This window comes from Salinicola sp. NYA28a (assembly GCF_976982775.1).
This window is the reverse complement of record NZ_OZ334582.1, coordinates 342,092-365,271: the sequence shown is the minus strand read 5'-3', so window position 1 is coordinate 365,271 and position 23,180 is coordinate 342,092. Positions and strand designations below refer to the sequence as shown.

The 23,180-nt window shown below is 64.4% G+C and carries 21 protein-coding genes and 1 pseudogene; 3 read left to right on the top strand and 19 right to left on the bottom strand.

All coding sequences use genetic code 11. The features are described 5' to 3' along the window. Positions 1-327: 327 nt before the first annotated feature. From dsbD to dsbG, 3 genes are all read left to right on the top strand, one after another. On the top strand, positions 328-2,238 hold the full coding sequence (gene dsbD / locus ACWHY3_RS01800) for a protein-disulfide reductase DsbD (RefSeq protein WP_448127443.1): 1,911 nt from the start codon (positions 328-330) through the stop codon (positions 2,236-2,238). Positions 2,239-2,240: 2 nt separating this feature from the next. Further along, positions 2,241-3,065 carry a prolipoprotein diacylglyceryl transferase family protein gene (locus ACWHY3_RS01795; protein ID WP_448127442.1) on the top strand — a complete coding sequence of 275 codons (825 nt, stop codon included), beginning with the start codon at positions 2,241-2,243 and terminating at the stop codon, positions 3,063-3,065. 75 nt (positions 3,066-3,140) lie between these two features. Beyond that, positions 3,141-3,923 carry a thiol:disulfide interchange protein DsbG gene (gene dsbG / locus ACWHY3_RS01790; protein ID WP_448127441.1) on the top strand — a complete coding sequence of 261 codons (783 nt, stop codon included), beginning with the start codon at positions 3,141-3,143 and terminating at the stop codon, positions 3,921-3,923. A 50-nt stretch (positions 3,924-3,973) separates the two neighbouring features. Here the strand turns inward: dsbG and ACWHY3_RS01785 are convergent, their stop codons facing one another. From ACWHY3_RS01785 to tnpC, 19 genes and pseudogenes are all read right to left on the bottom strand, one after another. Next, positions 3,974-5,278 (bottom strand): ATP-binding protein, encoded by a 1,305-nt coding sequence (locus ACWHY3_RS01785; protein ID WP_448127440.1) that lies wholly within the window; start codon positions 5,276-5,278, stop codon positions 3,974-3,976. Continuing rightward, entirely contained in the window at positions 5,275-5,970 is a 696-nt protein-coding gene (locus ACWHY3_RS01780) for a response regulator (protein WP_448127439.1), read from the bottom strand. Before ACWHY3_RS01780 ends, ACWHY3_RS01785 begins: the two co-directional genes overlap by 4 nt. 93 nt (positions 5,971-6,063) lie before the next feature. After that, positions 6,064-6,477 (bottom strand): DUF6691 family protein, encoded by a 414-nt coding sequence (locus tag ACWHY3_RS01775; RefSeq protein WP_303854774.1) that lies wholly within the window; start codon positions 6,475-6,477, stop codon positions 6,064-6,066. Then, positions 6,474-6,929 carry a YeeE/YedE family protein gene (locus ACWHY3_RS01770; protein ID WP_303854776.1) on the bottom strand — a complete coding sequence of 152 codons (456 nt, stop codon included), beginning with the start codon at positions 6,927-6,929 and terminating at the stop codon, positions 6,474-6,476. The genes ACWHY3_RS01775 and ACWHY3_RS01770 overlap by 4 nt, the downstream gene beginning before the upstream one ends. A gap of 73 nt (positions 6,930-7,002) precedes the next feature. Next, complete coding sequence (locus tag ACWHY3_RS01765; protein WP_303854778.1) at positions 7,003-8,796, bottom strand: SulP family inorganic anion transporter; 1,794 nt, start codon at positions 8,794-8,796, stop codon at positions 7,003-7,005. 48 nt (positions 8,797-8,844) lie between these two features. Continuing rightward, entirely contained in the window at positions 8,845-9,759 is a 915-nt protein-coding gene (locus ACWHY3_RS01760; protein WP_303854780.1) for an MBL fold metallo-hydrolase, read from the bottom strand. Positions 9,760-10,287: 528 nt separating this feature from the next. After that, a complete protein-coding gene (egtD, locus tag ACWHY3_RS01755) occupies positions 10,288-11,250 on the bottom strand; it encodes an L-histidine N(alpha)-methyltransferase (protein WP_448127438.1) in 963 nt (320 codons plus the stop codon). A gap of 52 nt (positions 11,251-11,302) precedes the next feature. Continuing rightward, a complete protein-coding gene (gene egtB / locus ACWHY3_RS01750; protein ID WP_448127437.1) occupies positions 11,303-12,625 on the bottom strand; it encodes an ergothioneine biosynthesis protein EgtB in 1,323 nt (440 codons plus the stop codon). 63 nt (positions 12,626-12,688) lie between these two features. After that, complete coding sequence (locus ACWHY3_RS01745; RefSeq protein WP_448127436.1) at positions 12,689-14,098, bottom strand: NADH-quinone oxidoreductase subunit N; 1,410 nt, start codon at positions 14,096-14,098, stop codon at positions 12,689-12,691. After that, positions 14,098-15,585 carry a complex I subunit 4 family protein gene (locus tag ACWHY3_RS01740; RefSeq protein ID WP_087719886.1) on the bottom strand — a complete coding sequence of 496 codons (1,488 nt, stop codon included), beginning with the start codon at positions 15,583-15,585 and terminating at the stop codon, positions 14,098-14,100. The genes ACWHY3_RS01745 and ACWHY3_RS01740 overlap by 1 nt, the downstream gene beginning before the upstream one ends. Next, the gene (locus ACWHY3_RS01735) at positions 15,582-17,474 is read right to left on the bottom strand and encodes an NADH-quinone oxidoreductase subunit 5 family protein (RefSeq protein ID WP_448127435.1); all 1,893 of its coding nucleotides are present in this window, start codon (positions 17,472-17,474) and stop codon (positions 15,582-15,584) included. Before ACWHY3_RS01735 ends, ACWHY3_RS01740 begins: the two co-directional genes overlap by 4 nt. Then, a complete protein-coding gene (gene nuoK, locus ACWHY3_RS01730) occupies positions 17,474-17,779 on the bottom strand; it encodes an NADH-quinone oxidoreductase subunit NuoK (protein WP_087719884.1) in 306 nt (101 codons plus the stop codon). Before nuoK ends, ACWHY3_RS01735 begins: the two co-directional genes overlap by 1 nt. Positions 17,780-17,806: 27 nt before the next feature. Beyond that, entirely contained in the window at positions 17,807-18,442 is a 636-nt protein-coding gene (locus ACWHY3_RS01725) for an NADH-quinone oxidoreductase subunit J (RefSeq protein WP_303854793.1), read from the bottom strand. Beyond that, entirely contained in the window at positions 18,442-19,365 is a 924-nt protein-coding gene (locus tag ACWHY3_RS01720) for an NADH-quinone oxidoreductase subunit H (RefSeq protein ID WP_303854795.1), read from the bottom strand. Before ACWHY3_RS01720 ends, ACWHY3_RS01725 begins: the two co-directional genes overlap by 1 nt. Further along, the gene (locus ACWHY3_RS01715) at positions 19,358-20,668 is read right to left on the bottom strand and encodes an NADH-quinone oxidoreductase subunit D-related protein (protein ID WP_448127434.1); all 1,311 of its coding nucleotides are present in this window, start codon (positions 20,666-20,668) and stop codon (positions 19,358-19,360) included. The genes ACWHY3_RS01720 and ACWHY3_RS01715 overlap by 8 nt, the downstream gene beginning before the upstream one ends. Beyond that, positions 20,659-21,006, bottom strand: coding sequence for an NADH-quinone oxidoreductase subunit A (locus ACWHY3_RS01710; RefSeq protein WP_448127433.1), 348 nt, complete (start codon positions 21,004-21,006; stop codon positions 20,659-20,661). Before ACWHY3_RS01710 ends, ACWHY3_RS01715 begins: the two co-directional genes overlap by 10 nt. Before the next feature lie 194 nt (positions 21,007-21,200). Further along, positions 21,201-21,356: pseudogene (locus ACWHY3_RS01705) on the bottom strand (chromate transporter); the annotation flags it as partial. Between the two features lie 23 nt (positions 21,357-21,379). Then, a complete protein-coding gene (locus ACWHY3_RS01700) occupies positions 21,380-21,673 on the bottom strand; it encodes a PadR family transcriptional regulator (RefSeq protein ID WP_448128128.1) in 294 nt (97 codons plus the stop codon). Between the two features lie 32 nt (positions 21,674-21,705). Next, positions 21,706-23,145, bottom strand: coding sequence for an IS66 family transposase (gene tnpC, locus ACWHY3_RS01695; RefSeq protein ID WP_023004967.1), 1,440 nt, complete (start codon positions 23,143-23,145; stop codon positions 21,706-21,708). Positions 23,146-23,180 lie beyond the last annotated feature (35 nt).

Below are 23,180 nucleotides of genomic sequence, written 5' to 3'. Positions count from 1 at the left end.
TCAAGGTGTAGTGACTTTCAAGACTTCGAACAAGTTTTGATGACATATATATCCAATATCGCCCTATCTCGTTGATTATCTAACACAAAGGTTTGGCTAGACAGGAATGAACGGCCTATTGGGACGGCAATTAAAAACAAATTCGTCATTTAAATTGAATCAACCTTCCAAAATGATTTCGCTGGATGGATATCGATTTTTAGGCTTCGAGACCGGCGTTGCAGTAAAGGAATAGGGAGGATTCATTTTCAGCTCATCCCCATAAGCCAACCTAGCGGCATCGAATCAGGAGCGCAGTCGATGCGGGCAGGAGCGAAGGAGGAGTTGATGCAGTCCAGGCTAGTACGGTGGATTATGATGCTGGCAATGCTCGGCGTTGCCACGCTGGCTGTGGCGCAGGATCCGTTCGGACAACAGGGCGACTTCCTGCCGCCGGATCAGGCCTTCAAACCGACGCTGGTGCAAGACGGCAACAACCTGGAGATCAACTGGCAGATCGAGCCCGGTTACTACCTCTATCGCCACAGCTTCTCCGCTCAGGCCAACGAGCGCGAACTGTCACTCGACATTCCTGATGGGGAGACAATCGAGGACGAGTACTTCGGTCGTTCCGAGATCTACCGTCATGCGTTGAGCATGACCACGCAGCCAGGGGAAGCCGATACCATTACCCTTCATTGGCAGGGTTGCGCCGATGCCGGCCTCTGCTATCCGCCCCAGCAGCGGACTTTCGAGCTGGAATCCGTCGCCGGTGCCTCGGGGAGCGGCACCACGAACACGAACGCGCCGCGAACGGATGCTACGACCTCTACGCCGAACGCGTCATCTGCCACGCCATCGTCTGCCGCACCGAGCCCCACCACTCAGACCCAGACAGACGTGGCGATGGCGGAAGATCAGCAGCTGGCGGCGCAGCTCGCCGGCGGCAACTGGATCTGGACGCTGGCAGCTTTCTTCGGCATGGGGTTGCTGTTGACCTTCACGCCCTGCGTGCTGCCGATGATCCCCATCCTCTCCAGCCTGATCGTCGGCCAACGTCGCAGCGGCAAGAATCCACGCGCCGCCGGCTTCGTGCTCTCGCTCGTCTATGTTCTGCCCATGGCCGCGACCTACGCGATACTGGGCGTGGCCGCGGCCATGGCCGGCGCCAACCTGCAGATGCTGTTCCAGAATGTCTGGTTCATCGGCATCTTCTCGGTGCTGTTCGTGGTGCTGGCGCTCGCTATGTTCGGTGCCTTCGAGCTCGAACTGCCGCGAGCGCTGCATCAACGCCTGGATGCGAGACTGTCGAAACAGCGCGGTGGCCGACTCAAGGGCGCCGCTGTCATGGGGGTGCTCTCCGCCCTGCTGGTCGGCCCCTGCATGACCGCTCCTCTCGCCGGCGCTCTGCTCTTCATCGCCGAAACCGGCAATCCGTGGCTGGGCGGTGCGGCGCTGCTCGCGCTGGGCCTCGGCATGGGCGCCCCGCTGGTACTGATCGGCACGGCCGGCAGCCAGTTGCTGCCCAAGCCTGGTGCCTGGATGACGCGCGTCAAGGCACTGTTCGGCTTCGTGCTGCTGGGCATGGCGATCTGGTTCGTCGCCCGAATCCTCTCGGATGCCATCGTCCTTGGCCTGTGGGGCGCGCTGGGCCTGGGCGCCGCGATTTCTCTTGTGATCATGGCGCGGGGCAACGGCACGGGTAGCATTCTGCCTCAGTTCGCCACCGCCAGTGCCGCCATCATCGGTCTGTGGAGCGCGTTGATCCTGATCGGTGCCGCCGGTGGCGCCAGGGATCCGTGGCGGCCACTGTCGGTCTACGTCCCGAGCGGTGCGGCAGCGACCTCCCAGGACGCCAGCGGGTCCGGGCCTATCGCGTTCGACGATGTAAAGGATCTGGCGACGCTCGAACGCCGTATCCAGGCAACCGCCAACGGCGGCCAGATGACACTGGTCGAATTCACTGCGGACTGGTGCGTCTCCTGCGAGGTCATCGAACAGGAAGTGTTCAGCGACCCGACCGTCAAGAATGCGCTCCAGGACGTGCAGCGGCTGAGTATCGACGTCACGGATTACGACGCCGAAGATCAGGCGATCATGCAGCACTTCGGTGTCGTCGGCCCGCCGACCCTGATGTGGTTCGGCCCCGACGGTCAGGAGCAGCGCAGCGCCCGCATCATCGGTGAACTGGATGCCGAGGCCTTTCTCGACCGCTATGCGCAGGCCAGACAGAGCGCCAACGAATCCACGGAGGGCTGACCATGAATCCGCTCGATCGCAGTATCGCCCTGGGCCCCCTAGGCGTGAGTCTGGGTCAGCTTCTGCTGGCCCTGGCCATGATCGTCGCCCTGATCGTGGGTGCCTGGATGGGCCGCCGTCGGCAGGTCAGCGTCGGCGATCTGCTGTTCAATGCGTTGCTGATCGGCGTGATCGGTGCACGAATCGTTTTCGTGGCCCGCTACTGGCAGAGCTACGACACGTTCTGGTCCTGGCTCGATATCCGGGATCGCGGGTTCGAGTCGCTGGCGGGGCTGGCTATCGCTTTCGTCTATCTGGCCTGGCGTTTCTGGCGGCAGCCGGCCATGCGCCGCCCGTTGGGTACAGCGGTGCTAGCGGGTGCATTGGCGTGGTCGATGACGGCCGGCGCGCTGGCGCTGATGGCGCCCCGCGGCGCGAGCCTGCCCTCGATCCCGTTGGCGGCTCTCGATGGGTCAACGGTGGCCCTGCCCGCCGTGCTGCAGGAAGCCGATCGGCCCATGGTGGTCAATCTCTGGGCGAGCTGGTGCCCGCCCTGTCGTCGCGAAATGCCGATGCTGGAGCAGGCCCAGCAGGCGCGGGACGACGTGTCGTTCGTGTTCGTCAATCAGGGCGAGAGCGTCGACGCCGTGGAGACGTTTCTGCAACGAGAATCCCTCGCGCTCGATCATCTCTATCGCGATCCGGACATGACCTTCGGTCGGGAAGTGGGGGCCATGGCCATGCCGATCACCCTCTACTACGACGTCGACGGCCAGCTCGTCGATACCCACTTCGGTGAGCTTTCCCGAGCCACGCTCGATCGCAGTCTCGAGCGCTTTGCCCCCTGACGACCCAGACGCGCTTTCAACCCGAGCGCTTCAATCGACCTTCCCGCTAGACATTAACTGACGGAGACGACCAGGATGCACGACCACGCCCCCCGAATGATGCCACTACGGCTCGCGCTGCCCCTGGCCGCCGGTATTGCCCTGGCGGCAAGCCTCCCCGCCTTCGCCGAAGACTGGCCCGCACCGATCCAGACACTCGAGCAGCAGGGCCTCACCATTCACGGGGAATTCGATGCGCCCGGCGGGCTCAAGGGCTACGCCGCCAGCGTGCGCGGCCAGTCCGTCGCGGCCTATCTGACCCCGGACGGCGAGCATGCGGTCGTCGGTACGCTGATCGACGCGCAGGGCCGGGATGTCTCCGCCGAGCCGCTGGAACGGCTCGTCGACGGACCCAGGAATGCCGAGCTATGGCAGGCAATGGCGGATCATCACTGGGTTCGTGATGGCGATGCCGATGCATCGCGAGTGGTCTACACCTTCAGCGATCCCAACTGCCCCTACTGTCGCAAGTTCTGGCAGGACGCTCAGCCTTGGGTCGAGAGCGGTGATTTACAGATTCGTCATCTGATGGTGGGCGTACTCAAGGCGGACAGCCCCGAGAAAGCCGCCGCGATCCTGGCCGCCGACGATCCCAGCGCCGCGATCGCCGAGCACTATCGCACCGGCACCATGCCGGATAGCGAGGGAACCGACCAGAGCGAGCAATGGGTCAGCGACAACACGCAACTGATGCGCGACGCCCAGCTCTACGCCACGCCGGTGACCTTCTATCGGAACGACAATGGCGCGGTACACAAGGTTATGGGCGCGCCCTCCCCGGACAAGCTGCGGGCCATCATGGGCAGCGACGCGCCCTGAGTTTTCTCATCCCCCTACTCACCCACCCCTGCTCACCCGCCCCTGGCGAATCAGGCCAGGGGCAGCGAGAGCGTGACGCGGAGCCCGATACCGTTGCCGGAGGCGAGCCTCACGCTCCCGCCGGCCCGGGTGGCGATCGCCTCGACGATGGATAACCCCAGCCCGCTGCCCCGGGGATGATTGCCGCGATGAAAACGCTCCGTCAGGCGGGCGATCTGTTCGGGCGGAATGGTCTCGCCCTGGTTGACGATGTCGATCACGGCCATGCCATTCGTCTCGTGCGCCTCGATCTCGATCGGGGTTTCGGGCGAACCGTGACGCATGGCGTTCTCGAGCAGATTGCGCAGCGCAATCACCAGCAACTCCCCGGATAATCCGACGTGGATTTGGTCGATCGACGCGTGCCAGTGGCAGCGATCACGACTGCCGGTTTCCACCATCGCGGCCTCCAGGGCCTCGCCCAGCCGCGTGGGGTCGACACTCCCCTGCGCGACCTCCTCGCTTTCCATGCGTGCCAACAACAGCAACTGGTCGAGCGTCTTCGTCAGCCGCGCCACCCCCGCCTCCGCCTGCTGCATCGCCTGTTGGTGGGGATCGCCGTCGACGCGTCGCGCGATCTGAAGATGGGTCCGAATCGCGGTCAGCGGCGTGCGCAGCTCATGCGCGGCATCGTCGGTAAAGCGCTGCTCCAACTCCAGCATGCGCCGGGTGCGCGCAAGCAGGGTGTTGAATCCATCGATCAGTGGGCGAATTTCCCCCGGCAAACCGCGGATCGGCAGTGCCGAGAGATCGTCGTGATCGCGTGACATCAGGCGCCGCTGCAGCCTCGACAGCGGCGACAGACCCCGGGTCACGCCCCACCACAGCGCGATCAGACTGCCGATCGAAGCGAGTAGAAAGGGATAGAACGCCGCACGGCGTACCTGGGCCAGCAACGACTCCCGCTCCCGCAGGCGATCCGCCACGGTGATGCGCTTATCGTCGTCGACCAGGGTATAGACGCGCCAGCGCTGGCCGTTGTGATCGCGGTAGCTGTAGCCTTCGTCATCGACTGCGAGAACATCGTTCATTTCAGGGTGCGTACCCGCCACCACCTGCCCGCGCAGCGACGATACGCGGCAGGCGACGCCCTCGAGCGCAGGGATGGTCGACGTCTCGCCCACTTCTCCATCCCAGGCCGCCGCCGGCACGCGATCGAGCAGGCCGGCCACCATTCGCGCCGACTGAGCCAGACGCTGATCCAGCGAACGTTCGAGCTGGCTCGAGAGATCGCGCATCGACCACGCCGCCGTCAGCCCCCACAGCAGCATCAGCGTGATCCCGAGCGTGGCGACGAGACGCAGCCGAAGGCTCATGAGGGTATGTCGCCATGAAGTCGCTCGTCGGCGGGAAACGCGCCGAGACGGTAGCCGACGCCCCGGACCGTCTCGATCACTTCGCGTCCCAGCTTGCGACGCAACTGGTAGATATGCACGTTGAGGGCGTTGCTCTCGATCTCGTCATCGATGCCGTAAAGGCGGTCCTTCAACTGGTCGGCGCTCAGGATCCGCCCACGCGCGCGCATCAGCGCCTCCAGCAGCATCAGCTCGCGACGCACCAGCGCCACCGGTGCGCCATCCAACGTCACGCTGCGAGCGACGGGGTCCAGCGCCAGGCGCCCGTGGCGAAGGGAGCGGTCGACCTGCCCGGCGCTGCGGCGCAACAGCGCCTGCAGCCTTGCCGTCAACTCATCCAGATCGAACGGTTTGACCAGATAATCGTCGGCCCCGCCCTGAAGCCCTTCGACACGACTGGCAACGGCGTCTCTCGCCGTCAGCATCAGTACTGGCATGGCAATACCCGCACGACGCCACTGTTGCAACAGCGTCAGACCATCGCCGTCGGGCAAACGGCGATCGAGCACCGCGGCATCGTAGTCGATCGCGGACAACGCCCCGCGTGCACCGTCCAGCGTGGTCACGATATCGACGACGAAGTCGCTCAGCGCCAGCCCCGCTTCGATGCCTGCCGCCACCGGGGCATCATCCTCGACGAGCAGCACGCGCATTTCCCTCTCCCCGCTTCATCGTCCGTTGCCTCACACCCACTCATGCCCGCCGCAGTCTGGCAGGCGCCGATGAGGCCAGGATGAGTTCGCCCCTCAGTGAGCGGGCGATGATCGACGGGCCAGCCACCACCCAGACACCATGGCGACCAGAAACAGCGCCAGCGGCCAGCTCAGCCCCGGCAGCGAGGCGACCGCCGGCCCCGGGCAGTAACCGGTCAGCCCCCAGCCGATGCCGAAAAGCGCCGCACCGCCCAGCAGCCGGCCGTCGAGATCGCGGCGCGTGGGTAGCTGAAAGCGCACGTCCAGCACCGGCGCCTGCCGCCGCCAGACCAATCGATAACCGATGAAAGTGGTGACGACGGCGCCACCCAGCACGAAGATCAGGGTCGGATCCCAAGCGCCGGCCACGTCGAGGAAGCCGATGACCCGTGCCGGATCGGTCATGCCGCTGACCGCCAGACCGAGCCCGAACAGCAGCCCGGCCAGATACCCCGCCAGCGCTTTCATACCGAGCCCCCCAGCATGTGCCGCGAGACGAACACCGTCAGCATGGCGACCAGCACGAAGACGAGCGTCGCGGCCATCGACCGAGGCGAAAGCCGCGCCAGCCCGCAGACCCCGTGCCCGCTGGTGCAACCGCTACCCAGACCGGTGCCCAGCCCGACCAGCAGCCCTCCCGCCAGCATCAGTAGTGGTCCGGCCACCGGCAGGCCGACCACACCGGTGCCGGCAGCCGTATTGCCCAGACCGCTTCCCGTCAGCATCAACAGGGCCGGGCCCGAAACCAGCCCGAGCAGAAAGGCCAGACGCCAGGGCCTGTCCCCGCCGCGGTCGAAAATCAGCCCGGAGAGAATGCCGCTGATCCCGGCGATCCGCCCCAGCAGCCCCATGAGCAGGGTGGCGGAAAGGCCGATCAGGACGCCGCCCAGCGCACCTTGCAACCCACTCATCGTTTCCATCTCGTGTCCTCTTGAGGTTGTCTCTACCACGATTGTCTAAACCAGTTGTCGCGTCTCAACCAGCTGTCGCGTCTCAACCGGCAGTCGCCGAATGCCCGGGGACGGGCGATTCGATACAGGGATGGCTCAACGGCGCCGACCCGCGGCCATGCAGCTCGCACCAGGCATCGAAGGTGCTCAGGAAGACGCGGCCATTGAGCGTCTCGAGCAGTTCGGTACGACTCAATCGATCCATCACCGGTCCTTTCACTTCGGCGAGATGCAGCCCGATATTCTTTTCCCGCAGGCGCCGATTGAGCGCCTCGAGACTCTCCAGCGCCGTCGCGTCGATGACGTTGATCGCCTGGCAGGCCAGCACCAGATCCCTTGGCGGCGGATCGCGATTGACCACCGCCGTGACCAGGTCTTCCAGATGGCGAACGTTGGCGAAATAGAGACTCTCGTCGACGCGCAGAATGGCGACACCAGCGTCGGTCTCCACGGCATGGCGGCGGACGTTGCGAAAATGCTCGGTGCCGGGAATGCGGCCGACTTCCGCGCTGTGCGGCCGACTGGTGCCATACAGATGCAGCGCCAGCGACATGGCGACGCCGACCAGGATGCCCACGTCCACGCCCAGCATCAGCGTCGCCAGCGCGGTCGCCGACATCGCGATGCCCTCGCCGCGAGCATAGCGCCAGACGCGCCTGAACGCCGCCAGATCGATCAGCGAGACGGTGGCGATGACGATGGTCGCCGCCAGCGTCGCCATCGGCAGCTCCCGCAGCCACGGCGACAGGAACAGCATGGCCAGCGCGATGCCCACGGCGGTGAAGGCGCTGGAGGCCGGGGTACGGGCGCCGGCATCGAAGTTGACCACGGAGCGGGAGAAGCCGCCGGTGATCGGCATGCCGCCGGTGAAAGCCGCCGCCAGATTGGCCCCGCCGAGCCCGATCAGTTCCTGGTCCGGATCGACGCGCTCGCCACGGCGCACCGCCAGCGCCTGGGCCACCGAGACCGATTCCACGTAGCCGACGATGCTGATCAGTACTGCCAAGCCGATCAGCGAACGCCACAGCTCCGGCTCCCAGTCGGGCAGGGTCAGCGGTGGCAGCCCGGCGGGAATCTCGCCGATGACGGCCACGTCGCGGCCCAACCACCCCGCCGCACTGGCCACCAGCGCCGCCAGCACGATGGTGGCGATGGGCGCCAGCTTGACCAGCACGCCCGCCGCCCTGGCCGGCACGCGGCAGCGTTCCAGCGCGGGCTTGCCCCACCGCCGTATCAGCCACAGCAGCAGGAGCGACCCCAGCCCGATGACCACTGTCGGCAGGCTGACATCGCCCAGCGCCGAAGGTAGCCGGGACAACAGCGCCGGCAGCGTCGAACCTGAGAGCTCGACACCGAGCAGCTGCTTGAGCTGACTCGCCGCGATCAGCACGCCCGAGGCGCTGACGAATCCCGTCATCACCGGGTGGCTCAGGAAGTTGACCAGAAAACCCAGCCGGCAGAGCCCCATGATCAGGAGAATGGCCCCGGAGAGCAGCGCCAGCACCAGGGCCGCGGCGATGTAATCCGACGAGCCCGATTCGGCAACTTGCGACAGCGCCGATGCCGTCATCAACGACACGACCGCCATCGGGCCGACCGAGAGCGTCGCGCTACTCCCCAGCAGGGTATAGACGACCAGCGGCACGAGGCTCGCATACAGCCCCACTACCGGCGGGAGCCCCGCCAGCATGGCGTAGGCCAGCGCCTGCGGGATCAGCATCAGCGCCACGATGGTGGCCGCCAGCAGATCCTCGCCCAGCAACTCGCCGTTGTAGCGCCGCCCCCAGTCGAGGATCGGAAGCCAGCGTGCCAGCCCGGCTCTGTGCTGCTGATTCATGACTCGTCGGCCTCGTTGTCCGAACCGTGCAGTGATCTGAGGTTCCCCTCACTCCCACGCGGCGCCTTCCAGCGCATTGAGAGGAATCTTCAGATAGCGCTTGCCGTTATTCTCCGGCTCGGGGAGACGTCCGCCGAGAATATTGACCTGCAACGCGTGCAGGATCAGCTTCGGCATCGGCAATTCGCTGTCGCGGCGGTTGCGCAGCTCGACGTACTCGGCCTCGCTGCTCTCGCCGAGCCGGTGCTTGTTATGCTCGCGCTGCTCGCGCACGGTGCTTTCCCACTGCGGCTCGCGGCCGTCGGGCATGTAGTCGTGGCCGGTGAACAGGCGCGTCTCGTCGGGCAGCACGAGGATCGCCTGGATCGAATGCCATAGCTGATGGGCGTCACCGCCGGGGAAGTCGGCGCGGGCGGTGCCGAAATCGGGCTGGAACAGGGTGTCGTGAACGAAGGCGGCATCGCCGATCACGTAGGTGATCGAGGCCAGCGTATGCCCCGGCGAGTGCATCACGCGACAATCGATCTCGCCCAGCTTGAAGGTATCTCCTTCGTCGAACAGATGATCCCACTGGCTGCCGTCATCCCTCAGGTCCGGCCAGTTGTAGATCGCCTTCCACAGCGCCTGCACCTGGGTCACCGGCCGGCCGATGGCGGTGGGCGCGCCGGTTTTCTCGTGCAGATAGCGTGCGGCGGAAAAGTGATCCGCGTGCGGGTGGGTATCCAGAATCCACTCGACCTCGAGCCCTTCGCGCTCGATATACGCCAGCAGCTCGTCGGCATGATGGGTCGCGGTGGCACCGGACTTCTCATCAAAATCGAGCACCGGGTCGATGATCGCGCAGCGCCGCGTGGCGGGATCGCTGACGACGTACTGGACACTGAAGGTGCGAGGGTCGAAAAAGCCAGCGACGTCGGGCCGGCCGCTTTCCCTATCACCGCGGGAGAGAGCGAAAGTGTTCATGGCGACTCCTTTGGGAAGACATGTCCCTAGAGTAGCGCCAAAACTGTTCTAGCGTTAGATCTTTTTGAAATATAAAATTCGACGCAAAATTCTCTCTATGCCATCTGGATATAACCGAGGCACCTGTTATCCGTGATCGCCAGATAGCATTGGCTGCCGAGCCACCAACGAAGAGCAGAAGCACGGTGGAATCGTGCAGGCGGGCGCGGAATTAAAGGAGGGCGGCGGAACGGGAGAGCAACGAAAAATGAAAGAGGGCCCAGGCGCAAGCGCCGGGGCCCTCAGTAAGCACGACCATAGGTGCTTGGCTATCACGGTCTCGCAAACTCCGTGAATCCATGGCATCAGAGCGTTCCTGTCTGAATTCCTGGCGAGCATCCATCCAATGGAAGACGACAGGATAAAGCCAAATTATGATTAGGGATAATGATCTAGCCTAAGTATCCGTAGGATTTTGTTACTCATCGTAAACGAGCCGACAGCTCATGCTCCCTCGGGCTGCCCGCCCTGTCTCGCCAGCAGTACGACTCAGCAGCGCTCCAGATAGTGGACGCTAAACAGGTCCTCATCGTCGGTCCAGCAGGCGCGCGCCTTGAATCCCGCGCGCTCCGTCAGTGCCTGAAAGCCTTCGACCGTGTACTTGTAGGAATTTTCTGTATGGATGGTCTCGCCTTCCAGAAAATGGAAGCGCTCGCCCTCGATCGCGACGAACTGGGGTAACTGGCTGACCAGGTGCATCTCGATGCGGGTTTGCGCCTCGTTGAAGAAAGCCCGATGGGCAAAATGCCCGGGGTCGATTTCGGTGTTCAGCTCCTCGCGCAGGCGATCCAGCAAGTTCAGGTTGAAAGCTGCCGTCACGCCTGCCGCATCGTTGTAGGCGGCTTCGAGTGTCGTCTTGTCCTTGATCAGGTCGACACCTATCAGCAACCCGCTGCCAACGGGCAGCAGGGAGTGCAAGCCGCGCAGGAAATCCTCGGCGGCCTGCGGGTCGAAGTTGCCGATGCTCGATCCCGGGAAGAAGCCGACCGGCCGTTCGCATCCCAGCCCCTCCGGCAAGGCCATGTTGCAAGAGAAGTCGGCACAGGCGGCGTGCACCTCGAGCCATGGATAGTCGGCAGCCAGACGGCGCGTGCTTTCGAGCAGGAATTCCCGGGAGATATCGATGCCGAGATAGTTTGACGGTCGCATGGCTTCCAGCAGCAGCCGAACCTTGCGACTTGCCCCGCTGCCGAGTTCGATCAACGTCGCCTCATCACCGGCGATGTTAGCGATGTCCTCGGCGGCGTCGGCCAGGATCAGTTCCTCGGTTCGTGTCGGGTAGTACTCCGGCTGTTGGCAGATCCGGTCGAACAGCTCGGAACCCCGCTGATCGTAGAAGAACTTTGGCGAGGCAAACTTCTGCTCGGCGCTGAATCCCGTCAAGATCTCGTCGCGAAGCGACGTCTTGGCAGGGGTCGTATGCATGTCATGGAATCGTACGGCCAGGGTCATGATCAGCTCTCCTTGGAATCTCTGATTGATTATTCCGCTGGGTAATACGGCGTTACTCAGAGGCTCCCTTGGCAAGACGGAAACCGGAAAATGCCCAGCGGGCATGAGGCGGGAAGAAGTTGCGATAGGTGGCGCGGATATGATCGGCCGGCGTCGCACAGCAGCCGCCTCGCAGCACCATCTGGCCGGACATGAACTTGCCGTTGTATTCGCCCAGGCTGCCCGGCAACTTGCGAAACCCCGGATAGGGGCGATAGGCGCTGCCGGTCCACTCCCAGACATCACCGAACATCTGGCTCGGCGCGCCGGTGGTCGCGGCGGCAGCTACCGGCTGCAGATGGTCCTGCTCGACGAAGTTTCCCTGCCCGACGTTGCCCCGAATGGCGGCATCATGAGCCACCGTCTCCCACTCGGCCTCGGTGGGCAGGCGGGCGCCGGCCCACTGCGCGTAAGCATCGGCCTCGAAGAAGCTGACATGGCAGACCGGCGCGTTCATGTCGACCGGTACCAGGCCGCCCAGGGTGTAGTGGTGCCAGACACCGTCGCGCTCGACCCAGTAGAGCGGCGCCTGCCAGCCTTCGGCCTTGACCGTGGCCCAGCCGTCCGACAGCCAGTGATCGGGCTTGTCGTATCCGCCCGCCCGCATGAATTCGAGAAACTCGCCGTTGGTCACCGGACGGTCGGCGATCTGGAAAGCCTCGACGAACTGGCGGTGGCGCCCCATCTCGTTGTCATAGGCAAACCCCTCTTCGGTGTCGTCATGGCCGATGTACTGGACGCCGGCCGGATAGGCATGCCAGCCGAGCGCAGCGACTTCATGCACAGGCGTCGGCGCCAGGTCGTCCCGATAGACCGGGCACAAGGGGTTCTGGGCCAGGATGTGCTTGATATCCATCAGCAGCAGTTCCTGATGCTGCTGTTCGTGGGGCAGGCCCAGCTCGAGACGTCGGAGAATCTCCTGGAGATGTTCCTGCGATGGATCGCTGAGCAGCGCTTCCATGGCCCGGTCGACGTGAGCGCGATAGCGATAGACATCGTCCACGGTCGGCCGCGAGATCATGCCGCGTTCGGGCCGGGGGAACGGCGTGCCGTGGGTCACGTAATAGGAGTTGAAGAGGTGATCGTACGCGGGGTCGAGGGTCTGGTAGGCGGGATGAAACGGTTTCAGGATGAAGGCTTCGAAGAACCAGCTGACATGGGCGATGTGCCATTTCGGCGGGCTGACATCCGGCATGCTCTGCACCATGTAGTCTTCCTTGTGCAGAGGCGCACAGATGGCCTCGGTGGCGGCACGGATCCGCTGGTACGCGCGCAGCCATTCCTTGGCGTGCAGGTTGTCTGGCGTTTCGATTGCCAAACCTTGAGCAGGTGACATGGACGACTCCTTTCTCAGTATCACTCCATTGACGTGGATCCGGCAGGCCAGGCCCGCCGGGGCCTACAGGGCAAAGCGTATCGATTCTGTAAATAGCGAGAGCGCTTCCGCGCCGAGTCCTCCGACGATCAGCAGCACGCCCGCCACGGCCATCGTGGAACGCGCCCACTGGCCCGACAGCACATGCACGGCGGACTGGCGGCTGCCGAACATCATCGGCGCGACGATGCGCAGGTAATAGAACAGCGAGACGACGGTGTTGATTGCCGCCACGAGCGCCAGCCAGGCGTAACCGCCCTCGAGGGTGACGCGAAACAGCATCAGCTTGCCGAAGAATCCCACCAGCGGCGGGATGCCCACCAGGGACAACAGCGACACGATCAGTATCATGGCCGCGATCGGTGCGTGCCGGGCCAGCCCCCGGTAATCGTCCAGTGCGGTACGTCCCCGCAGGTGCGTGACCACGGCGAAGGCAGCCAGGTTGGCCGTGGCATAGCTCGCCAGGAAGAACACCAGTGCCGGCAGGGCCTGATCGCTGACACCCAGCACCACGATGGCCATCAGGGCATAGCCGGACTGGGAAACCGATGACCAGCCCAGCAGGCGGCGCACGTCCGTCTGTCGCAACGCGGCCACGTTACCCAGCGTCATGGTGGCGACGGAGATCAATGCCACGATCGCCCGCCAGGCGACGTCCGGCGGCAGCAGGGAGACGAAACGGGCCAGCGCCACTGCGGCACCGACCTTGGGAATGACAGTCAAGAAGGCCGCCGCCGGTACTGGCGAGCCCTGCGCCACGTCCGGCATCCAGGCGTGAGCCGGAAACGCCGCCAGCTTGAAGGTCAGGCCCAGCACGACGCAGGCCGTGGCAATGGTCAGCGCCAGGCGATCGCTGTCCGTGACAAGCGCCTGGGTGATGTCCGGATACCCGGTACTGCCGGTCAGGCCGAACAGCACCACCACCCCGATCGTCAGCAACGTATTGGTCAAGGCGCCGATCAGGAAATACTTCATGCCGGCTTCCAGCGCGGGCGCCCATCCACGGTGATAGGCGGCCAGCGGGTAACTCGCCACCGAGGACAGCAGTACGCCCAACACCAACTCCATGGTATCGCTGGCCGAGGCCATCATGATGACGCCCAGCAGAGCGAACAGCACCAGCGCGTAGTACTCGCCATGGCGGCGATCGGTCCGCATCCATTCAGGCGACATCGCGACGACCAGCGCTCCGGCGCCCAGCACGACCAGCTTGCTGGCGAGCGCCACGCCATCCAGGGCCCAGACACCGGAAAACGTCAGCCGCGGCGTCCCGCCCCATTGTGCGACGGTCAGCCCCGCACCGAGACCGATAGCGAGCAGGGCCAGCACAGCTGCCCAGTGATGCTGCCGCTGACGGACGAAGCTGGCGAACAGGACGATCGCCACGGCGCCCAGCGTCAGGCTGATTTCCGGCAATACGTCACCGATAGGCATCAGCGGCCTCCCATCAACAGCTTCGCCGATGCCTCGACCAGTGTCAGCAGAAACGCCGGCGCCACGCCGATGATCACGAAGCCTGCCGACAACACCGCGAGCACGCCCCACTCGAGGGGACGCAGATCCTCGAACTGCGCCCAGCGCTCCGGCATCGCCCCGAAGAACACCTTCTGCAGCATCTGCAGGAACAATGCTGCCGTCACCAGGATGCCCAGCACGCCGATGACGGCGAGCCATGGATAGACACCAAAGGTGCCGACAAAGATATGGAATTCCGCCACGAAGCCGGCCAGGCCAGGCAGGCCCAGACTGGCAAACGATGCGAGCACGGCGAAAGCGGTCAACCACGGAGCCTGACGAAGCAATCCACCGTAGCTGTCCAGGTCGTACTCCTCGGTGCGCTGCCAGAATGAGCCACAGATCAGGAATAGCGTGCCAGTGATCAGACCATGCGCGACCATTTGCACCGTTGCCCCGGTCAGCGCTATTTGCCGGGCGACAGTGTCATCGCTTAGCACCGCGGCGGCTACGGCGATCCCCAGTACCGTGTAGCCCATGTGGTTGATCGAGGTGTAGGCGATGCGTCGCTTGAGATTACGCTGTGCGAGCGCGACCAGGGCGCCGTAGAGTATCGAAACGACGGCGAGCACGGCGATGACCAGGGCATAGCGAGCGAACGTCTCCGCCATCATGGCGAACGGAATGCGGATGATCCCGTAGGTGCCCATCTTGAGCAGCACACCCGCCAATATTGCCGAGACCGGCCCCGGTGCATCGACATGCGCCTGCGGCAGCCAGGTATGCACGGGCACCATCGGCGTCTTGATCGCAAAGCCCAGCATCAGTGCCAGAAATACCAGCCCGGCGTAGAGCCCGGTACCGGCCAGTGGCTGCTGTTCGATAAGCACACGCATGTCGAAGGTATGCGGTTCGACCGACAGGTAAAGCCCGATGATCGCCAGCAGCAGCAATAGCGAGCCAAAGAAGGTGTATAGAAAGAACTTGAACGCGGCGAGCTGCGCCTGGCCATGCCCCCAGCGGCCGATCAGGAAGAACATCCCCACCAGGCTCAGATCGAAGAAGACATAGAAGAGCAGCAGATCCAGCGCCAGGAAGACACCCAGTGACACGGACTGCAGGAAGAGCATCCAGGCGTAGTACTGGCGAGGCTGATGCTTCGTGTCCACGGGGTAGGCGATACTCGCCGAGAAAACCAGGGCGCTCATCGTCGCGACAGCCAGCGCAATGCCATCCACGCCCAACCTGTAGCCCATGCCTAGGCTGGGTACCCAGGGTACCTCCTCGACGAACTGGAATAGCGCACCTTGCGGATCGAACTGTCGCCACGCCCAAGCCAGCAACAGCACCGGCAACACCGAGACCGCAATGACAAATCGACGAGCCGTGGTCTCGGTCCAACGGCTTGAAACGGCGAGTGCGAGGGCCCCCAGCATGGGAAGCCCCAAGGCTGCAGTCAAAATCAAAGGAGCGCTCCTATGCTCAGGATGATCAGGATCGCGGCGAGTCCTGCCGCGATACCGGTGTAGTAGTGATGCATCTGCCCGGTGTGCGCCCGGCGTGCCACTTGCCCCGCCCAGTCGACGCCCTTCGCGAGCTGGCTCGTGGCGCCATCGAACGCGCCTTCGCCACGCCGTTCTCCCAGCCTGGCCAGCCACGCACCGAAGCGGGCACTGCCACGGATCCCGGCATCCACAGCGCGATCGTCGAAACGTGCCAGGCCATGGCTGAACATCATCACGGCATCCGCACCTCGCGCCGTCAACGTGGGCAGGCCCAGCCAGTCCGCCATGCTGGCTCTCATGGCGCCATGTCGGCCCGCCCCCGCCATCTCACGACGCACCGCCCAGGTGCCGAGGCCCACGCCCAGCGCCACCAGCAGTAGCGACAGGATGAGTTCCCACAGCCTGGTCTTGGGAAAGTGCACAGACAGCCAATCGGCGAGGCCATTTCCGACACCGGGCCACCAGAGTATCGACAGCGCCAATGTGCCTGCCGCCAGCAGGTAGAGCGCGACGGCTTCCGCCCGGGAGTGGCCGGGCCGGGAGACAGCCTCGCTCATGCGGTCATGCCGCCCCCGCCCGAACGCCAGCAGTTGAAAGCGCGTGGCGTACAGCGCACTGAGCCCTGCCGCCACGGCGACGATCACGGCCAGCCAGGACGCCTGATGGCCGGCGGCCGTGACGATTTGCTCCTTGCTCCACGCCGCACTCAGCGGGACGACGCCCGCCAGCGCCAGGCTGGCCACCATGGCGGCTGCCGCGACGCCAGGAAGCAGGCGGCCCAGGCGCATCGCATTCAGCGAATAGCTGCCGACATGGCGTTCGGCGACGCCGGCCGCCAGAAACAGGGCCGCTTTCGTGAACGCATGCGTGACGAAGTGCACCAGGGCAACACCGGGAAAGCCCGCCCCTGCCGCCAGCCACATCAGGCCATACTGGGCCGACGTCGAGGCAGCCAACAGCTTCTTGGCATGGCCCTGAAGACAGGCCACGACGCCCCCTGCCAGGGCAGTGGCCAGCCCCAGCGTGATGGCGACCGGCGCAAACCAGGCGACGGCGGACAACTCCGTATGCAGCCGAATCACCAGGTAGATCCCCGCCGCGACCATGGTCGCCGCATGGAGCAATGCCGACACCGGTGTCGGCCCGGACATGGCGGCAAACAGCCAGGGAGAGAACGGCACCTGGGCGGATTTCGCGGCAGCGGCCAGTACGGCGCCGGCAACGAACACGTCCAGCAGCCACCCATCGAGCCGGGACAGTTCGTCAAAGGCAAACGAACCCGTGCCGGCAAACACCGCTGCCGCGGCAATGTACAACCCCAGATCCCCGAAGCGAGTCACCAGGAACGCCCAGGCGGCATCCCTCAGGTTGCCAGTCTTCTGCCACTCATGGGCGATCAACGCCCACGAACATGCCCCGACCAGTTCCCACGCGATCAGCAGGGTGACGAAATCCTCGGCCAGGACGAGCAGCTCCATCGCCCCGACGAACGCCGTCAGCAGCGCCACCAATCCGACGGGCGAGCGCGCCGTCCCCCCGTCACTGACAGACGATGCTTCATGGTAGGCGCTGTAGACGATGATCGGCGCGGCGATCAGTGGCACGACGATGGCGAACACGGCGCTCGCGGGCGTCATCCCGATCGACAGGACGATCAGGGAACTCCAGCGATAGGTGCCGCCCCAGTCCGCCGTGACCGCAACGCTCGCGAGCAGCAGGGTGGCGACCATGATCGCCACCCCCGCCAGCGCCAGCGCGGCACGGCCCCTGTCGTCGCCCAGCCAACGCTTGCCGAGCCCATAGATGACAGGGGCAGCCAGCAAGGGCAAGAGAGGAACGAACCACAGCATCAGTGCTTCAGCCCGGTCAGCGATTCGGTCACGTCGGCCTGCTTACCGCGGAAGACCGCGACCACCAGGGCAAATCCCATCGCCATCTCGATGGCCATCACCGCCATGACGATGATCGTCAGCAATTGCCCTTCCGGCGCCCCGGCCCCGCTGAAGGCCCAGAACGCCACCGCCGCCAGCATGACCCCGTTGAGGATCAGCTCCAGTCCCATCATCAGCATCACGAACGACTGCTGGGAAAGCGCACCATAGATCCCGATACCGATCAGTGCCGCTGCCAATAGCAAAAGTGTGGTGAGTGTCATGCAAGCCTCCCTGCCTGTCTGTCCCGCTCAGTGGTGATGGTGATGATGGTGATGCCCACCCTCGCCCTCTTCGTCCTCCTCGGGCTTGCCTGCCGGGTCGCCGCCCGGTTCCAGCCCCGGCGGCATCGAGCCCTCCGCCGCCGCGCCATAGCGCCCGCGATGGCTCGACAGCACCACCACGCCGATCATGGTGGTCAGCAGCACGAGACCCGCCGATTCGAAAATCAGCATCGAGTCACCGAGCATTTCGTTGCCCAGTGACCTGACGGGATCGAGGCTTGCCGGCACCGGCTGGTCGGGAAAGGTCGCCAACAGAGCCATGGCGCCCAGTACCAGGAAACCGGCGACGCCGGCCCCGATGGCGATACGTTCCTGGTGAACCATGTTCATGGGATTCAGGCCGGCCGGGTTCATCATGAACATGACCATGAACAGCGCCATGACCGTCATTTCCACGGCCATCATGAAGAACATGGCGACGCCCAGGTATTCCGCCGCCAACAGGATCATGATCACGCCCACGGCGATGAACGACACCAGCAGGAAAAAGGAGGCCCGTACCATCGAGTCGGTGCGAAACACGCGCCACCCGGTAACCACCGCCAGCGTGGCCAGCAACACAAACGCGATATCGACACCGATGCCGTGATTCATGCTCTCCATCACAACAGCGCTCCTATCCCGGCCCACACCAGGTCGATGAACGACAGCGGCAGCAACACGACCCACATCAAGGTGACGCAGCGCTCCGGCGCCAGTCGCGGCAGTAACCGCCCGAGCAACAGCAGCACGATCAGTACCGCCAACATCTTGAGGGACATCCATAACGGGCCGGGCAGCCAGGGCCCCAGCCAGCCCCCCAGGAAGGCAGTCGCTGCCACGCCGCTGAACGCGACCAGCATGGCCGCCCGGGCCATGTCCCAGACCAGCCTTGGCGGCCCCGAGATCTCCGAGGCCGTGCCGCCGGCCAGGTCCGTCGAATCGGCCAGGTTCAGCGGCCCCCAGAAGGTCATGCCCAGGCCGACGATGAGAAACAGCGGTAGCCCCAGTGGCTGGCGAATGACATTCCACAGCCCTTCCTGCGAAGCCACCACCTGGGTGAACTGCAGCGATTCGGCCGGCAATGCCACACCGATCAGCACGAACATGCTGATCAGGATGTAGGAGAGCCCCAGCGCCACATAGCGGTACCCGCCGATCAACGCCAGTAACGAATTCGCCGACCAGCCATGCAAGAAGATGACGACGGTCGCCAGGGCTTCCACGCTGCCCCACAGCACCACGCTGGTGACCAGGTCCGTGGCGACCAGCGAGGCCGACCATGGCACCACCGCCAGCCCGCTCGCCGCCAACGCCAGATACAGGGCCGGTGCCAGCCGCCAGGCCCGCCAATCCGGCGCTTCGGTGGCATTGGCGTGCTGGGTCAGCAACCAGGCGCCGCGTGACATCGGCGCCAGCCAGACACGCCCGGCCTGAGGAGTGCCAAGCGCACTGGCAACCAGGCGATCGAGCACGGCGACGGCATAACCGCCGATAACCAGCATGAAGATCACCATGAGAACCGGCAGAAATAGCTCACTAAACATCGCTTCCGGTGCCTCCCTCTGCCGCCCGGGACTCTCCGGATGGCCGTGTGCCTACAGGTTGATCGGTCAACCCCGCGACATCCAGACTGGCGACCGCCGCCAGGGCATCGCCCCACTCCAGCCCGGGTAACAGCTCGTCGAAGAGCGCACTCGCATCCGCCGGCCGCCGCGCCGACCAGGGGCCACGCGGTGTCTCGACGCTGCCTGTCCGCTCCGTGTGTACCCTGTCGCGTTCGGCCAGACGGGCCAGATGGAGGGATTGGTCGATTTCGTCCAGAAGCTGCCGCCAGCGAGCATGGGTATCGCCTTCGGCCTGGCAGACGGGAGAGAACCCCAGCCGTCGATAGCCGGCATCCTCCGAGCGCAGATCATCAGCCATTCCGGCAGCTCGGGCGGCGGGCCCGCCGACCATGCGCGCCTGCTCGGGGCCGAGCACGCCGCCGCCCGCAGTCAGTCGAAAGAAGCCACTACGTGATAGCGCGCGGCGCAATCCATCGAGGGTGCTCGACGTCGACAATCCATGCGCCAGGCGCAAGGCCCGCAGGCTCACGCCTTCCAGGCCCGCCAGGTGTAACGCATGAAACAGCCGCTGCAGATGATGGCGGCCCCGGGCAAGCTCGACCTCCGCAATGGGGACGGGGCGCTCGAGCGCGTCGAAAAAGACCTCGTCGAGAGGCTGTGGATACGGCGCCAACTGCGTTTGCCATGTCTGCACGAGATCCCCCTGCAGGGTGATCTCCGCCGCCATGCCGGGCGGAAACGCGCAAAAGAACGGCCCCAGCCGGAACGTCAGTGAATCCAGCGTCAACCCGTCGCGGATGTCGTCTGCCATGTTCATGGCCATGGGCCGCCCGTAGGGCACCCCGCCCATCATGCCTTCGCCGCCCTGGCCAAAGTCGCCCTCGCCTTCCCAGGGGTTGGGCGGCTCATCCGGCAGGAGACGATGGGTACTGCCGCGGCAGCCTTCCATCAATTCGCGATGCGCCGTGACCAGTGCGCCGGGCAGGTCGTCGAGATCGTCGATACGGGTCACGCGTTCCAGATGAGGCCAGGGTTCGCTGCGAAACCACAGCGTCGTGAAAGGGTATGGCAATTGGTCATGCACCCGACGCAGGGGCTCGAAGCGGTCGGCCGGAATCTCCCCCGCCACCAGCAACACACTGGCGTGGCGCGGCGAATCGACCAGTTCGATTTGCGGAGAAAGCGCGAGATGCCGCAGCACGCCATCCCCCTGCTTGCCCAGCACGGGAAACACGGGAACGCGGCCACGCGCGGCGAGTTTGTGCAGCCAGCTCACTGCCACTTGAACACCCCCTCACGCCAGGCATAGACGATGCCCACCGACAGGATGGCGAGAAACATGCCCATCTCCATCATCGCCTTCATGCCATTCTCGACGAACACGACCGCCCACGGGTACATGAACATCATCTCCATCTCGAAGGCGATCAACAGCAGCGTCATGGAGTAGTAGCGAATGTGGTAGCGGCTCCAGGCGTGACTGTCGGGCGTCCCCCCGCCCAGAAACGGCACGCGCTGGGACCAGCTGGGCCGAGGCTGGTGACGCATGGGCAGCCACTGCACCAGCAGCCCGGCGCCCAGTACCACGACCAGAATGATGAGAAGAGCGAACAGCTCCATGCGAATCCCTCGCGTCGCTGATTCAAACGAACCCGGGCCAGAGACAATGACCGCAGGTTTCAGTCCCTTCGCTGATAACCAGCCCTTTATCGAAGGGTAGGCGGCTGACCTGAACGCAAACTGAATAAGCGTCCTCATTTAGCTCCCTGGATAAAGTAGGTTAACAATAGCCAAGGTGCGAGGCAGAGTCGGCCGTCACGCAGCCAGCGGCATCGGGTCATGCGGAAGAACTCGCTGCGAAAGTAACCCAGGTGAGCGATGGGACCACCAAAGGAAGTCAAGCCCAGCAACAGAAAGGCCGCGAAGACCTCTCTAATAAGTCCGGCAGGGCGTGGTGTCTGATTCTCCATCCGGGCTCCTTGCCATGGCTCTCTTACAAGGGACTGTCGTCTTTTAAGGCCTCGCCGGTCAGCTCTCTCAGCTGGCGTTTGGCCGTTTCAAGCCCTTCTCGACCTAGATCGGTCGCGCGATAGAACTTACGGCGAACGCTACCCTGATGCGCTTCGCGGGAGATCAGGTATCCCCTGTTCTCCATCGAGTGCAGCATGGGATAAAGAGTGCCGGGGCTCAGTCGATAGCCGTGACGCGCCAGCTCATCGATCATCCATTGTCCGTTGATTTCATGCTCGGCGGCATGGTGAAGGACGTGTAGTCTGACCAGGCCCACGAGCAAGTGATGATGCTTCGTAACTATTCAGGTCACGCTGCCTGATCCAGGCCGTCCCGACGCATGAATTCGGGCACTTCACCGGCAAACAACTGTTCCAGTGCGGTGTGCGCTGCCAGGCCCTGCTTGACCGCCGTCGAGAGGAAGCTGCGCATCCGGCAGAAGATCTCGGCACCTTCCCAGGAGCGGAAACAGCCTGAAATCTTCTGCTGGACCTTGGTCATCCGCAGGTCACGCTCCCCTTGGTTATTGGTGAAGGGCGCGGCGGGGTCGTCGAGGAAACGCAGCACGTCGTCCTCGTACGCCTGGAGACGTTCGAGCAGGTTACGTGCCTTGGTACGTTTGGCACGACCGCGCTTTCCCGGTGGTGGTGGGATCGGTGGCGGACACTCGGTCTCACCCTCTGTCAGGCACTGCCGATAGCGGACTCGCCAGCGTTGCGCCTCTTCGGGCGAGAGCGTGCCACCGGCAGCGTCAACGGCCTGATGCATCTCCAGCAGCAGATCATGCAGCGCCTTGGCCCACTTTTGGTGGTCATTTTCCCAGGCCGCAGTCAATTCACGCAGGTGATGGGCGTTGCAAAGTGCGTGGCGGCAATCCGCGTAGCGGTAGTAAGGCTTCCAGTGATCATGCACCAGCACCCCCTGGACATAGGGCAGGATGCCGATGGCATCCATGGCCTCCTGACCTCGCTTGGCGTGAGGCGCCAAGTAGGTCAGGGCGTCATTCGAGGCGCTGTGCAGCCAGTAGCGCTTGCCGCCGACCTGCATCCCGGTCTCGTCGGCATGCACGGTCGCGGCTTGCCTCAGCGCCGGGATCGCCCACTCGGCAAACGCCTCGGCGCGCTGATAGGCCTCTTGATTGAAGGCGAACAGCGTGCCGGTGCTCAGCGATAGATCGCACTGTGAGGCCAGCAGCGCCTGGATGCGGGCATAGGGCAGCAACTGATACTGCGAGAGATAGACGACATGCGCCTTGAGACGTGGGCCATACTGGATCGGGCGGGTCACGCCGTCGGGAAACGGCGCCACATGGCGCCGCCCGAGATCGTCCTCCAGCACCTCGGCGCGATACTCGGTGACGACGGCCTGGATCACGATGTCTTGCACCTGGCGCGTTTCGATGCCGACCGAGCGATAGGTGCGCCCTTTGGGCAAGGTGCGGCGATCGACGCGCAACGACACGATCTCGTCGGGATCGGTGACCGGCGCCAGCGTCTTGCCTTCGTGACCCGGTTGCCCGCCAGGGCGACGCTCGCCCTTGGCCCGGGAACGGCGTTGGCGGTTGGGGTCTTGTGACGGCGGCTTGCTGCTGTTGCGGCTGCTGGTGGCCAGTCGGTCGGCCATCAGCTTGACCAGCAGCATCAGCACGTCGATGGCAGCACGCAAGGAAGGCGAGACCGTGTGGTCTTCCTTGAGCTGCTGCCGGACCCGTTCCAGGGCCTCGTCGACGTTGATATCGCTGATGGTCATGTCACCGCATAGACGTGCCGAAGGATCAGGCACAC

Excerpts from the sequence above, each read along its gene's own strand:
- tnpC (WP_023004967.1), bottom strand. The coding sequence starts at position 23,145 with ATGACCATCAGCGATATCAACGTCGACGAGGCCCTGGAACGGGTCCGG.
- dsbD (WP_448127443.1), top strand. The coding sequence starts at position 328 with ATGCAGTCCAGGCTAGTACGGTGGATTATGATGCTGGCAATGCTCGGC.
- dsbG (WP_448127441.1), top strand. The coding sequence starts at position 3,141 with ATGCACGACCACGCCCCCCGAATGATGCCACTACGGCTCGCGCTGCCC.
- ACWHY3_RS01735 (WP_448127435.1), bottom strand. The coding sequence starts at position 17,474 with ATGCTGTGGTTCGTTCCTCTCTTGCCCTTGCTGGCTGCCCCTGTCATC.
- ACWHY3_RS01725 (WP_303854793.1), bottom strand. The coding sequence starts at position 18,442 with ATGGAGAGCATGAATCACGGCATCGGTGTCGATATCGCGTTTGTGTTG.
- ACWHY3_RS01720 (WP_303854795.1), bottom strand. The coding sequence starts at position 19,365 with ATGTTTAGTGAGCTATTTCTGCCGGTTCTCATGGTGATCTTCATGCTG.
- nuoK (WP_087719884.1), bottom strand. The coding sequence starts at position 17,779 with ATGACACTCACCACACTTTTGCTATTGGCAGCGGCACTGATCGGTATC.
- ACWHY3_RS01770 (WP_303854776.1), bottom strand. The coding sequence starts at position 6,929 with ATGGAAACGATGAGTGGGTTGCAAGGTGCGCTGGGCGGCGTCCTGATC.
- ACWHY3_RS01795 (WP_448127442.1), top strand. The coding sequence starts at position 2,241 with ATGAATCCGCTCGATCGCAGTATCGCCCTGGGCCCCCTAGGCGTGAGT.
- ACWHY3_RS01780 (WP_448127439.1), bottom strand. The coding sequence starts at position 5,970 with ATGCGCGTGCTGCTCGTCGAGGATGATGCCCCGGTGGCGGCAGGCATC.
- ACWHY3_RS01785 (WP_448127440.1), bottom strand. The coding sequence starts at position 5,278 with ATGAGCCTTCGGCTGCGTCTCGTCGCCACGCTCGGGATCACGCTGATG.
- ACWHY3_RS01765 (WP_303854778.1), bottom strand. The coding sequence starts at position 8,796 with ATGAATCAGCAGCACAGAGCCGGGCTGGCACGCTGGCTTCCGATCCTC.
- ACWHY3_RS01710 (WP_448127433.1), bottom strand. The coding sequence starts at position 21,006 with ATGGAGCTGTTCGCTCTTCTCATCATTCTGGTCGTGGTACTGGGCGCC.
- ACWHY3_RS01775 (WP_303854774.1), bottom strand. The coding sequence starts at position 6,477 with ATGAAAGCGCTGGCGGGGTATCTGGCCGGGCTGCTGTTCGGGCTCGGT.
- egtB (WP_448127437.1), bottom strand. The coding sequence starts at position 12,625 with ATGTCACCTGCTCAAGGTTTGGCAATCGAAACGCCAGACAACCTGCAC.
- ACWHY3_RS01760 (WP_303854780.1), bottom strand. The coding sequence starts at position 9,759 with ATGAACACTTTCGCTCTCTCCCGCGGTGATAGGGAAAGCGGCCGGCCC.
- egtD (WP_448127438.1), bottom strand. The coding sequence starts at position 11,250 with ATGACCCTGGCCGTACGATTCCATGACATGCATACGACCCCTGCCAAG.
- ACWHY3_RS01745 (WP_448127436.1), bottom strand. The coding sequence starts at position 14,098 with ATGCCTATCGGTGACGTATTGCCGGAAATCAGCCTGACGCTGGGCGCC.